The sequence below is a fragment of the Candidatus Enterococcus testudinis genome (assembly GCF_002140915.1).
Lineage (GTDB): Bacteria > Bacillota > Bacilli > Lactobacillales > Enterococcaceae > Enterococcus_D > Enterococcus_D testudinis.
In genome coordinates this window covers 2,750,329-2,762,810 of sequence record NZ_NGKU01000001.1, presented here as the reverse complement: position 1 = coordinate 2,762,810, position 12,482 = coordinate 2,750,329, and the positions used below count along the sequence as shown (strand labels likewise).

Sequence of the window (12,482 nt, the reverse complement as noted above, 5' to 3'; positions counted from 1 at the left end):
CTTAAAGAAGTTTCGCAGATCAGCTAGTAATTTTCACTAAATTTGTTTAAAATAAAGTATCAAGTGAAGAAAGAAGTGGAGTCTATGTTATATGGATCGATCGAAGCCGGCGGCACGAAATTTGTTTGCGGGATTGGCGATGAAGAGATGACGATCAAAGAACGGGTCAGTTTTCCAACCACGACACCAGAAGAAACGATGGCGTTGGTGATTGATTTTTTTAAACAATATCAAGAAGAGCTCGTAGGGATTGGGATTGGTTCTTTTGGTCCAATCGATATTCATCATGAATCCCCTACCTATGGCCATATCACCTCAACACCAAAGTTGGCTTGGCAGAATTTTGATTTTATCGGCACCATGAAAAAAGAATTTCCAATACCGATTTCCTGGACAACAGATGTTAATGCCGCAGCATACGGGGAGTATGTTTTTGGCAATGGGAAAGGCCGCAATAGTGTCGTCTACTATACGATTGGTACGGGTGTTGGCGGTGGTGCGCTGCAAGAAGGGCGCTTTGTCGAAGGATTCAGTCATCCTGAAATGGGTCATGCCTTGGTGGTACCGCACCCAGAAGATGATTTCGAAGGCAGCTGTCCGTTTCATGGCAATTGCTTGGAAGGAATGGCCGCTGGCCCCGCCATCGAAAAGCGCTTAGGCAAAAAAGGCCAAGATGTAGCTGAAGACGATCCGTATTGGGCGATTGAAGCGAGCTATATTGCACAATGTGCATATAATACAACGTTGATGCTTTCCCCAGATGTGATTATTTTTGGCGGTGGTGTCATGAAGCAACGTCATATGCTGGAAAATGTGCGGCAAGCATTCAAAGCGTTGGTCAATGGTTATGTGGAAACACCCGCTTTGGACAAGTATATCGTTACGCCAGCATTAGAAGACAATGCCGGCACATTAGGCTGTTTGGCATTGGCCAGAGAAGCTGTTTTACACGCATAAAAAGCAGGTCATGCTGTAGTTGCATGACCTTCTTTTCTTGAATCAGTATTCTTCGGAACGGCAAAGTATAGATTTCTTTGCAGAAAGCGAGACTTTTCGTATACTTACAGTGAGGTGGAAAGTATGAAAATAGCTGTACGTAAAAGAAAAATCGGTAATATTCCGGTCTTAGAAGTGGTGCCTGAAGCATTGATCTATGAACCGTTGCCGTTGATTATTTATTATCACGGTTGGCAAACCAGTAAAGAGTTGGTTCTGACCCAAGGGCGGAAGTTGGCCCGCGCCAATTTTCGGGTGATTCTGCCTGATGCGGCCAATCACGGCGAAAGAAAAACGGCGCTATCAGAGATTCCCTCCCTAACCTTTTGGCAAAGTATTCAAACCAATTTATTTGAGTTTGCCTATTTGGTCGATTTTTTTGAAAATTTGGGCTTGGTCAATGGCCAAATCGCAGTCGGCGGTGTTTCCATGGGAGGAATGACCACTTGCGGTCTGTTGTGTCAGCATCCAGAAATCAATGCGGCAGCTTGTATCATGGGCTCGCCTTCGATGATCAACTATCGGGCACGTATCCAAACCCACGCTGGAGCAGCTGGTTTCTTTGTGCCGGAAGATTATGCGAAACTGTTGGGTTGGATGGATGCTTATGACTTGCAATCACAGCCAGAGAAATTAGGGCAACGACCATTGCTGTTTTGGCATGGTACCCAAGATGAAAAGATACCGTATCAAGACGTTGCGGACTTTGTAACGGCCAATCCTGATGCCAATCTGCAGTTTATTTCCCGCGAAGAACGGCATTTGGTTCGAGGTGAGACCATGGATCAAGTGACCGATTTTTTTGTGGATGCATTGCAGTAGGTCCTTCAAAGCTGCTGTTGGTATTGTGTGAAAAGGTACAAGCATAAAACTCGTTTTTTGTCACGAGATAACCTATACTGTAGTGTGCAAAAAAAGGAGGAATTATTGTGAATTACCGTGTGTTATTGTTTTATAAATATACAACGATTGAAGATCCAGAAAGCTTCGCGAAGGAGCATTTAGCATTTTGTAAAGAAAACGACATCAAAGGTCGTATTTTAGTCGCAAATGAAGGTATTAATGGGACGTTGTCAGGGACGATCGAAGCTACAGATGCATACCGTGAAATGATGGAAGCTGATCCGCGTTTCAAAGGTATTTACTATAAAATCGACGAAGTCGACGCCCATGCCTTCAAAAAAATCTTTGTCCGTCCAAGAAAAGAATTGGTGTCGTTGAACCTTGAAGACGACATTGATCCACTGGAAATGACGGGCAAATATTTAGATCCTAAAGCATTTAAAGAAGCCTTGCTAGATGAAGATACAGTCGTGATCGATGCTCGAAATGATTATGAATATGATTTAGGCCATTTTCGTGGGGCTGTACGACCTGATATTCGCAGCTTCCGTGAATTGCCACAATGGATCGTTGACAATAAAGAGCAATTTATGGACAAAAAAGTCGTCACTTACTGCACGGGTGGTATCCGTTGTGAGAAATTCTCTGGTTGGTTGCTGCGTGAAGGATTTGAAGATGTTGCGCAACTCCATGGTGGTATTTTTGCTTATGGGAACGACCCTGAAGTGCAAGGAGAATTATGGGATGGCAAAATGTATGTCTTTGATGAACGGATCAGTGTTGAGATCAATCATGTGGACAAACAAGTGATTGGCCGCGACTGGTTCGATGGAACGCCATGTGAACGTTATGTGAACTGTGCCAATCCGGAATGTAACCGTCAGTTCTTGACATCAGAAGAAAATCAAGCAGCCCATTTAGGTGCCTGCAGCTATGATTGTGCGATCCATGCGCACAACCGCTATGTCGAAAAACACGGCATTTCAGAAGCGGAAAAAGAACGCTTATTGGCAAACTTTGCGGTTGAGGCAATGCAAGCGTAAGCAGTAAATCAAATCTTTGGTAAGGCACTTGTTGGTTGTGCGGGTAAAACCGGATATACGAGCAAGTGTTTTTTTGCGCTTTGCCCCGAATGCAGCGTGTAGTGACTATTTTTCCAAGCATTTGTTCTCTATTTACAATAGACCGAGTGTACGGTACCATTTTAGCAAAAGGATCTGAGGATAGTATCAAATGGAGGGGCCAGAGATGACAACCAATTTGATTCGAAAAGACAGTTTGGTCTGTAGAAGGCGTCTTTTTGTCATAGGCGTTGTTTTGCTGGGAATAGGTGGCTGTAAGCCAAATAGTGAGCGGCTAGCTGGCGCATTGCCGCCAGATAGAGTAATCGGACAGGTGACATCAGTCAATCCAGAAGCCTTGTTCTTGGTGATGGAAATTGAAGACATTCAGATTGTTTCAGGCCGTTCAGTCACATTGGCTGTCGGTGACCGACTCACCATCGTTTATGAGGAAGGGCAGAATCATCCGTCTTCTTTTATGGTGGGGAACAGCGAAGAAGAAATAAAGCAATACTTTGAAAAATTTGCTATCGGAGAGACTATCCATTATGTGTGGACGGGTGCAAGCATCCAGGATAAAACGGTTGTGCTAAAACATGACCGGGATATCTATTATGAAGGGTATTAGGATTAGTGCACCGGAAGTCGTTGGGCGTATTGTTTGTGTTTAGGGGAAGAAAGGAGTACAGGATGTTTTTAACAGGAATCAAAATCGAAGAGCCAGTAAATGAGCATGTGTATCCTTTTCAATTGGCTATGATCCAGCATATCAAAAACGTGGGACTTTTGAGCTTTGAGCGCCCCGTGACTTTCTTGGCTGGAGAAAATGGTGCTGGGAAGTCTACGTTGCTGGAAGCCATTGCTGTGGCTTATGGGATGAATGCGGAAGGTGGGACCAAGAATTTTCAGTTTGCGACTAGACCCTCTCACTCCAACCTTTATCAATCGCTTCGTTTGATTAGAAAAGGGAAGATTCCTGAAGATACTTTTTTTTTGCGGGCAGAAACGTATTATAATATCGCTACTGAAATTGATGATTTGGGATTGGCTGGATATTATGAAACAGATTCGCTACACCATTTTTCTCACGGAGAGGGTATGCTGTCTATTGTGATGAATCATTTTCGGGGGAATGGCTTTTATATATTGGACGAGCCAGAATCAGGATTGTCGGTAACGCATCAGTTGACGTTACTGAGAGAGCTGACGATTTTAGCGCAGCAAGAAAACTGTCAATTGATCATTGCCACCCATTCACCAGTCTTGCTGGCGCTGCCAGATGCTGCGATTTTGCATATTTCTGAGCAAGGGATCCAACAAATTTCATATGAAGAAACTCAAGCATACACTGATATGAAAGCATTTATCGATGACCCAGAAAGAATGTTGCATTATTTGTTGTAGGAGAGAAACGGAGGGGCTTTGGAGGCCTATTCGTTGAATAACGATCATTTCCGCACATAAAGAACAATTTCTACAATAATTGCGGAAAAGATATAAGCAGCAAAGGAAAGAAGTGTATAGACGTTTTGGTTGATGATCCCTGTCCTTTGCAACGTGATGACAGCACTCAACAATAAGAAAGCCAGTAGGCAAAACAATACTTGCGCAAAGTTCCAGTTTTCTGGATTTGCGATGGCTTGTTTGGAACGATACCCAAACAAGCGCATCGGGGTTCCACGATAAAAGAGAAAATAAACAAAACAGTTGATAACAGTCAGCACCAATAACATCAATCCGATATCCATTTCTACCACTCCTTTTCGTTTTGATTCTTTCTTTGCAGTATAGCATGGGTGATATTTATTTAAAGGGAACATGACTAGTTTTGTTCTTTATTTATCAGAAAATTCAAACTATTCCAATGCTATTTTTACGCGTTTTTATGGCGCACAAACGCAAGCCTCTCGCTTATTTCTCCAATTTAGAGTAAACTATACCTAATTGTAAGATAGGAAAGAGGAAGATAGATGAAGATTGTTATTGCTGGTGCTGGTGCGATGGGGAGTCGCTTTGCGATTATGTTAAAAAGAGGCGGCAACGAGGTCACGTTGATCGATGGTTGGCCCGCACATATCGAAGCGATTCGCGAACATGGGTTGAGAGCCAATTTGAATGGAGAAGAACTCTCCGTTCCATTTCCAATCTACGCACAACAAGAGGTGCCAACAGATGTACAAGCCGATCTGATTTTGGTGTTTACGAAAGCGATGCAGTTGGATCAAATGATGCAAACGATCCAACCAATGATTGGTGCAGAAACCAAGATCCTTTGTTTATTGAATGGTATCGGACATGAAGATACGATTGAGAAATATGTTGCTGCCGATAAGATTTTCCTAGGGAATACGATTTGGACTGCGGATTTGATTGGTCCTGGGCAAGTTCGCTTGTTTGGTGAAGGCTCCGTTGAATTACAAAACTTAAAACCGGGTTATGAATCAGAGGCGAAAGAAGTTGCCGCTGTTTTGGCCGACGCAGGTTTACATGCAGCGTATTCAGAAAATATCCGCTACTCTATTTACCGTAAAGCGTGTGTGAACGGCACATTAAACGGATTGTGTTCAATTTTAGATGTCAACATTGCGCAATTCGGCAGTACATCGACTGCGCGTAAAATGGTTGAGACGATCGTTGGGGAGTTCGCAGCTGTTGCGCGGCATGAAGCAGTTGAATTAGATATTCCTGAAGTCGTCCGTCATATCGAAGAAACCTATGATCCAGCAGGCATTGGCATGCATTATCCGTCAATGTATCAAGATTTGATCAATAATCACCGCAAAACTGAAATCGATTATATCAACGGTGCCATTTCTCGTAAAGGCGAGAAGTATAACGTAGCGACACCGTATTGCGACTTTTTAACGCAATTGATCCACGCCAAAGAAGAAGTGTTGGAAGCGAAATAACAGAATGAATAAGAAAAACGGGTCTGCAGCCAATTGCGGACCCGTTTTGATTGATAGATATATTTATCACACTTCCGGCAAGTCCGCCATAAAACGTTCTTTCCCTTGGAATACAGCCAATTCTGTCACGCCAAAAGAACGCAGCAAGCTACTCATGGCCGCAAAATCCAGACGATAATCACTGGCAACATGCGCGTCAGACCCCAAGGTAAAGAGTTTGCCTCCGACGCTTTGATATAAAGGAATCGCATATTCATACAGCGGTGCATTCTTGTATGGCCCAAAGCTCTTGGCATTGATTTCCATCGCCAAATCACGGGCAACGATCTTTTTGAAAATAGCGGTCAATTCTGTTTCAAAATGGTGGGCCAATTCTTCTTGACTAAAGTCGAAACGACGCAAACCATAATCGAAATGGGTCACGATGTGGCCATCTGGAAACGAATCGAGAACAGTCGCCATCTGGTCAAAGTAGATTTTAGCAACATCGAATTTATCTTTTTTCAACACGGCATCATCCATGTAATCAAAGGTCCCGTTTTGGTGAATGCTGATTAATTTCAAATCATAAGGATGGTCCTGCAGGTAATCAAGAATCGTCTGTTCTTGCCCAGGTACGACACCAATTTCGATTCCTTTTAGCAGATGGGTATTGGTGGTTTCTTGTAGTTGTTGGTGTTTTTTGACTAGATGTTGATAGTTGGGAATATCATCGTGAAAATCTGAATAAGGATTCTTCAAATCGAAGTGGTCAGTTGCGACGAAAAATTCTGGTTCATAAGCCAAATAATTTTCGAATTGTTCTGTTGAGTCAAAGGATAAAAAGGTATGCAAATGTTGATCGTAGTAGTTCATGAGAAGCCTCCTTTTTTTGAATACGATACCACAAAATGACTTGAGAAACCATTGTTGCGTCAGAAAAGGTTTTCTCTTATCCCTTTTTTCGATTATAATAAATGGGAATAGTTGAGAAGGAGCCGCCAGTCCATGAGTATGTATTTAGAGATTCCGGAATTTGAAAGTGAATTTCGTTTTCGCACATTTTTAAATGATGGATTAACCATTGTTTATCCCCATGTACATAAGGAAATTGAGATTATTTACGCCAAGCGCGGTACGGTCAATATCGGTGTCGACGATACGATCATTGAACTGCGAGAAGGCGATTTGTATCTGTTTGCCAGTGGACAACCCCATTACTTTCTGGCTTCACCGGAAAGCGAGCGGTATGTGTACCAATTTGATCTGAAATTGTTTGAAGAATCCTTGCTTAGAGAGTCAGAAACTTCTCTTTTGATGTTATTTGAAGAAGGGGAACCGCATAGTCGTGAATGGCCGGATAGTTTTACGCATAAAATCACCGGATTATTGACAGAATTATATCAATTAGAAGAAGAAAATGTGCAGGGAAAACGTTATTTGATGATGGGTTTGCTCTACCAAATCATCGGTGAATGCTATCAAAGTTTACCGAAACGTCAGAAAGTTCATGGTACCTTGAAGCGTTCCGCTGCCCAATACAAAGAAACGCTGCAACGGTTGAACCAAGTTTTTGAATATATTGAATCTCACTATCAAGATGTACTGACTATGGAAGAAACTGCACGATATGTAGGGTTTAGTCCTCATTACTTTACGCGCTTTTTTAAGACCAATACTGGGAAGACATTTATGCAGTTTTTAACAGAATATCGTATTAATCAGGCCAAGTTTATTTTGGCCAATCAGAAAATACCGATGGCTGAAGTGGCTGAAAAAGCTGGTTTTGCAAGTGTCAAAACCTTTCACCACGTTTTCAAGGAAACAGTGGGACAGTCGCCGTTACAATATCAAAAACAACTGAATGTCAATGGATAACATCAGGCTTGCTGGGAATCTCGGCAAGCTTTTTTGTTATATTTAGATATCCTTTTTTGGTGAGGAAAATGGGTTGCTCGATTCATTAAGTGAGAATTCCATAAGATAAATTTCGGGAATTTTTTCAATGGAAAGTGGGAAGAAGTTAACTGATGGTTTCGTTATAATGAACGTACAGAAAATAAAAAGCGTTTTCAGGAGGAAAGTTATGACAGTTAAAGTTGGAATCATTGGGTGTGGTGGAATCGCAAACGGCAAACATATGCCGGCGTTGTCACAAGTGGCAGAAGTAGAAATGGTGGCGTTTTGTGATTTGATCGTTGAGCGGGCGGTTGAAGCAAAATCAATTTTTGGTACAGAAGATGCGCAAGTGTTCAGTGACTATCAAGAAATGCTGGCGCAAGCCGATCTTGATGTCGTACATGTTTGTACGCCAAACGCGTCTCATGCGGAACTATCTATCGCAGCATTAGAAGCTGATTGCCACGTGATGTGCGAAAAACCAATGGCCAAAACGACGGAAGAAGCCAAAGCAATGATTGAAGCGGCCAATCGGACGGGCAAAAAATTAACAATCGGATATCAAAATCGATTCAGAAAAGATTCTCGTTACTTGCATGACATTTGTTCAGAAGGACAATTGGGCAATATCTACTTTGGGAAAGCCCATGCGATTCGTCGTCGTGCAGTGCCAACATGGGGTGTTTTCCTCGATGAAGAAGCCCAAGGGGGTGGACCGTTGATTGATATCGGTACCCATGCGTTGGATTTAACGTTGTGGATGATGAACAACTACAAACCAAAGTTCGTTGTGGGGAAAGCTTATCATGAATTGTCGCAAACAAAAAATGCGGCCAATGCATGGGGTTCATGGGATCCGGAGAAGTTTTCTGTCGAAGACTCTGCCTTTGGGTTTGTGGTAATGGAGAATGGGGCAACGATTTTCCTTGAAGCAAGTTGGGCATTAAATAGTTTAGATGTCAAAGAAGCAAAAACAACCTTGATCGGCAGTAAAGCCGGTGCTGATATGAACAATGGGTTGACGATCAATGGAGAAGATCACAGCTTGCTTTATGAGAAAAATATCGAGCTGGAAACTGGCGGGGTTGATTTCTATGAAGGTACTGGCGAAACACCAGAAATCTTAGAAGCACAATCATGGATCAATGCGATCATCAATGACACAGAGCCAGTTGTGAAACCAGAAGAAGCAATGGTTGTTACTGAAATACTAGAAGCAATTTACAAATCATCGAATACCGGTGAGCCTGTATATCTAGGCTAAGGTGCATTCAAGATAACGGAGGCGACACATGACAAAACCAAAAATCGGCTTGCAACTCTGGAGTATCCAGGATGCCTGTAGAGAAGATTTTTTCGCAGCGTTGCAAGCAGTCAAAGAAGCTGGCTATGATGGCGTAGAATTTGCAGGGTATTATGACTATCCAGCAGAAGAAATTGCCGCATGGTTGGACACATTACAACTTGACGTTGCGGCATCTCATATCCCGTATGAAGCATTGCAGCCTTCACGTATCAAAGAGACGCTGGCGTTTGAGCAAACGATCGGTAACCAACGAATCGTGATTCCTTATGCAACCTTTGATTCCTTGGAAAAGTGGCAGGCGTTCGCACAGGAAATCAAAGAGATTGCGCAACAAGTGCAAGCTGCAGGTTTGACTTTGTACTATCATAATCATGCCCATGAATTTACAGAAGTGCCGGATCAATCGATGATCGATGTACTATGCAAGGACAATGACCAGCTGCATTTGGAAGCAGACTTGTATTGGCTGGCTTTTGCTGAAGTGGATGTCTTGGCGTGGCTGGCAGATCATCAAGAAACTGTTGGCTTGGTTCATATCAAAGATATGCAAGCAGCGCCCAAAGAAAGCACCGAGATCAATTCGGGGATTTTGCCAATCAAGGCGTATGTACAGGCTGCTAAAACGCTAGATTTACCATGGTTGATCGTTGAACAAGAAGCATTTCAAGCTTATGGTCCATTAGAAGCCGCAGCAATCGATTACTTACAACTGAAAGATATCGTAGAGGAGGTCCACCAATGATCCACGTAACTGTATGGAATGAATTTCGCCATGAAAAAACGGATGAAACGGTACGAAACATGTATCCAGAGGGCATCCATGGTCAAATCGCTGCCTTTTTAGGCGAGGATGATTTTGATGTGAAAACGGCGACGTTAGATGAGCCGGAGCATGGATTGACGGAACAAGTCTTAGCCGATACAGATGTCTTGGTATGGTGGGGGCATATGGCGCATGATGAAGTCGATGACGCCATCGTTGCCCGGGTGCATCAGCGTGTATTGGAAGGTATGGGGTTGATCGTTTTACACTCCGGTCATTTTTCGAAAATATTCAAGACGTTGATGGGGACCTCTTGCGATTTGAAATGGCGTGTCGATGACCGTCATGCACGGGTATGGAATGTCAATCCTAGTCATCCGATCGTCGAAGGCGTTGGAGAATATATCGAGCTAGAGCAAGAAGAAATGTATGGGGAGCATTTTGATATCCCTGCGCCAGATGAACTGATTTTTGTCAGCTGGTTTCCGGGTGGCGAAGTGTTCCGCAGTGGCTGCACATTCCGTCGCGGCAACGGTAAAATCTTCTATTTCCAACCTGGGCACGAAACATTTCCAAGCTATTATAACGAGAAAGTCCAAAAAGTCATCAAAAATGCCGCCCGTTGGTGTGCACCGACTGAAAATAGCTACCCATATTATGGACACTTTCAAGCATTAGAGGAGGAAACAAAATGAAATTAGGCGTATTCACACCGCTATTCAACCAACTGAGTTTTGAAGAAATGATCGATGAAGTAGCCAAAAAAGGCTTGGAAACAGTAGAAATCGGCACTGGCGGTTCACCAGGGAATGCCCATTTGGATATTGATCAATTATTAGCCAGCGAACAGGCGCGCAAAGAATACTTGGCGAAATTAGCAGATAAGGGCCTTTCAATCTCTGCATTGAGCTGTCACAACAATCCAATCTCACCGTTAAAAAATGAAGCCCAAGAAGCAGATGAATTGTTGCGTAAAACAATCAAATTAGCTAGTTTGATGCATGTACCTGTTGTGAATGGATTTTCTGGTGTATCAGGTGGAAATGCGACAGATACACAAGTCAATTGGCCTGTATTGCCATGGCCAACAGAATATGATGACAATTACAATTACCAATGGGAACAAAAATTGATTCCTTATTGGAAAGGAATCAACCATGAAGCAGAAGCTGCTGGAGTGAAAATCGGAATCGAATTGCATGGTGGATTTTTAGCACATACCCCTTATACAATGTTAAAACTACGGGATGCGGCTGGAAAAGCAATCGGCTGTAATCTTGATCCAAGTCATTTATGGTGGCAAGGAATCGATCCCGTGGCAGCAGTCAAAATCTTAGGTGAAGCAGATGCGATTCATCACTTCCATGCCAAAGATACGTATTTAGATCAAGACAATATCAACATGCATGGCTTGACCGATATGCAACCTTACAGCAATGTCAAAACCCGGGCATGGACGTTCCGCTCAGTTGGCTGCGGACACAGCTTACAAGTATGGTCAGATATCATCTCAGCATTGCGTATTTATGGCTATGACTATGTATTGAGTATCGAACATGAAGATCCAATCATGTCCATTGATGAAGGGTTGAATCGTGCAATCAGTAATCTGAAAACGATCATGATCCGTGAAGAAGCGTCCTCTATGTGGTGGGCATAAGAAAGGAAGTATGAAAGAATGAGTGCAATCAACTTTGCTGTCATCGGCTATGGCGGTATGGGGGCGTATCACGTCCACAATATCATGCCAAATGAAAATGAACGCATCCATATCGTGGGGACCTACGATATTTCCGAAGAACGTCAGGCTATTTCACAAGAAAAAGGCCACAAAATTTTCAAAAGTTATGAAGAGGTATTGGCAGATGAAACGATTGAAGCCCTGCTGATCGCTACGCCGAACGACTTGCATAAAGACTTGTCGATCGCAGCATTAAGAGCTGGCAAGCATGTCGTATGTGAAAAACCAGTCGCACTGAATGTTGCTGAATTAGACGAGATCGTGGCTGTGGCCAATGAAACCGGCAATACCTTTATGGTCCATCAAAACCGACGGTGGGATCCTGATTTCTTGATTGTTCGAACGTTATACCGCAATGGCCAAATCGGCGATTTGTTCCAATTGGAATCACGGGTCCAAGGCGCCAATGGCATTCCTGGCGACTGGCGTCATGTCAAAAAACAAGGCGGCGGCATGTTGTTAGATTGGGGCGTTCATTTGCTGGATCAACTGTTATGGTTAGTTGACAGTCCCGTCAAAGACGTCAAAGCAGATTTGAGTTATGTATTAGGAGAAGAAGTCGATGATGGCTTTTTCAGTTTGATCACCTTCGAAAACGGGGTCAAAGCAATCGTTGAAGTAGGAACATCGAACTATACCCAGCTTCCTCGTTGGTATATCAAAGGAACAGAAGGCACAGCCACAATCACAGATTGGTCATTGAATGGCGAGATGGTTCGAGCGACTGGTCGTGAAGATGTTGCGGCACCAAAACCTGTGCAAGCTGGGGTAGGATTAACGAAAACAATGGCACCCCCTTCAGAATTGGCTGCTGAATCAATACCGTTCCCATCAGCAGAAGCGGACTTTGATCCCTTCTACAAAAACTTTTACCATGTTGTACGTGATCAAGCAGAACCAATCGTTAAGAACGAAGAAGTCCGTCAGGTCATGTTGCTGATTGAACGCATATTTGCAAGTGCATAAGGAATAAACCCAGAGAGCG

Annotated in this window: 14 protein-coding genes; 12 read left to right on the top strand and 2 right to left on the bottom strand. The window is 43.2% G+C overall.

Annotation, left to right across the window (positions count from 1 at the left end; translation table 11 throughout):
- Positions 1-84: 84 nt before the first annotated feature.
- The 5 genes from scrK (at position 85) to A5886_RS13405 (ending at position 4,304) form a co-directional block, all read left to right on the top strand.
- Entirely contained in the window at positions 85-957 is an 873-nt protein-coding gene (gene scrK / locus A5886_RS13425; RefSeq protein ID WP_086275597.1) for a fructokinase ScrK, read from the top strand.
- Positions 958-1,080: 123 nt separating this feature from the next.
- A complete protein-coding gene (locus A5886_RS13420) occupies positions 1,081-1,818 on the top strand; it encodes an alpha/beta fold hydrolase (RefSeq protein WP_086275596.1) in 738 nt (245 codons plus the stop codon).
- Positions 1,819-1,925: 107 nt separating this feature from the next.
- Positions 1,926-2,882: an oxygen-dependent tRNA uridine(34) hydroxylase TrhO gene (gene trhO, locus A5886_RS13415; RefSeq protein ID WP_086275595.1), complete on the top strand. Its 957-nt coding sequence runs from the start codon at positions 1,926-1,928 to the stop codon at positions 2,880-2,882.
- A gap of 205 nt (positions 2,883-3,087) precedes the next feature.
- Positions 3,088-3,528 carry a hypothetical protein gene (locus tag A5886_RS13410; protein WP_086275594.1) on the top strand — a complete coding sequence of 147 codons (441 nt, stop codon included), beginning with the start codon at positions 3,088-3,090 and terminating at the stop codon, positions 3,526-3,528.
- Positions 3,529-3,590: 62 nt separating this feature from the next.
- Positions 3,591-4,304: an AAA family ATPase gene (locus A5886_RS13405; RefSeq protein ID WP_086275593.1), complete on the top strand. Its 714-nt coding sequence runs from the start codon at positions 3,591-3,593 to the stop codon at positions 4,302-4,304.
- 44 nt (positions 4,305-4,348) lie between these two features.
- On the opposite strand, the gene A5886_RS13400 is transcribed toward A5886_RS13405, so the two are convergent.
- Positions 4,349-4,648 (bottom strand): SdpI family protein, encoded by a 300-nt coding sequence (locus A5886_RS13400; RefSeq protein WP_086275592.1) that lies wholly within the window; start codon positions 4,646-4,648, stop codon positions 4,349-4,351.
- A 222-nt stretch (positions 4,649-4,870) separates the two neighbouring features.
- Between A5886_RS13400 and A5886_RS13395 the strand changes: the two genes are divergently transcribed.
- Positions 4,871-5,809 (top strand): 2-dehydropantoate 2-reductase, encoded by a 939-nt coding sequence (locus A5886_RS13395; RefSeq protein ID WP_086275591.1) that lies wholly within the window; start codon positions 4,871-4,873, stop codon positions 5,807-5,809.
- 66 nt (positions 5,810-5,875) lie between these two features.
- Here the strand turns inward: A5886_RS13395 and A5886_RS13390 are convergent, their stop codons facing one another.
- Entirely contained in the window at positions 5,876-6,664 is a 789-nt protein-coding gene (locus A5886_RS13390; RefSeq protein ID WP_086275590.1) for a PHP domain-containing protein, read from the bottom strand.
- Positions 6,665-6,796: 132 nt separating this feature from the next.
- Here A5886_RS13390 and A5886_RS13385 point away from each other — a divergent pair, with 132 nt between their 5' ends.
- The 6 genes from A5886_RS13385 to A5886_RS13360 all read left to right on the top strand — a co-directional run bounded on the left by A5886_RS13385 (position 6,797) and on the right by A5886_RS13360 (position 12,463).
- Positions 6,797-7,666 carry an AraC family transcriptional regulator gene (locus A5886_RS13385; RefSeq protein ID WP_086275589.1) on the top strand — a complete coding sequence of 290 codons (870 nt, stop codon included), beginning with the start codon at positions 6,797-6,799 and terminating at the stop codon, positions 7,664-7,666.
- Positions 7,667-7,874: 208 nt separating this feature from the next.
- Positions 7,875-8,951, top strand: a complete 1,077-nt coding sequence (locus tag A5886_RS13380; RefSeq protein WP_086275588.1) for a Gfo/Idh/MocA family protein — start codon at positions 7,875-7,877, stop codon at positions 8,949-8,951.
- A 28-nt stretch (positions 8,952-8,979) separates the two neighbouring features.
- Complete coding sequence (locus A5886_RS13375) at positions 8,980-9,735, top strand: sugar phosphate isomerase/epimerase family protein (protein ID WP_086275587.1); 756 nt, start codon at positions 8,980-8,982, stop codon at positions 9,733-9,735.
- Positions 9,732-10,451: a ThuA domain-containing protein gene (locus A5886_RS13370; RefSeq protein ID WP_086275586.1), complete on the top strand. Its 720-nt coding sequence runs from the start codon at positions 9,732-9,734 to the stop codon at positions 10,449-10,451. Before A5886_RS13375 ends, A5886_RS13370 begins: the two co-directional genes overlap by 4 nt.
- Positions 10,448-11,416, top strand: coding sequence for a sugar phosphate isomerase/epimerase family protein (locus A5886_RS13365; protein ID WP_086275585.1), 969 nt, complete (start codon positions 10,448-10,450; stop codon positions 11,414-11,416). Before A5886_RS13370 ends, A5886_RS13365 begins: the two co-directional genes overlap by 4 nt.
- An 18-nt stretch (positions 11,417-11,434) precedes the next feature.
- Positions 11,435-12,463: a Gfo/Idh/MocA family protein gene (locus A5886_RS13360; protein WP_086275584.1), complete on the top strand. Its 1,029-nt coding sequence runs from the start codon at positions 11,435-11,437 to the stop codon at positions 12,461-12,463.
- The last annotated feature ends 19 nt before the right edge of the window (positions 12,464-12,482 follow it).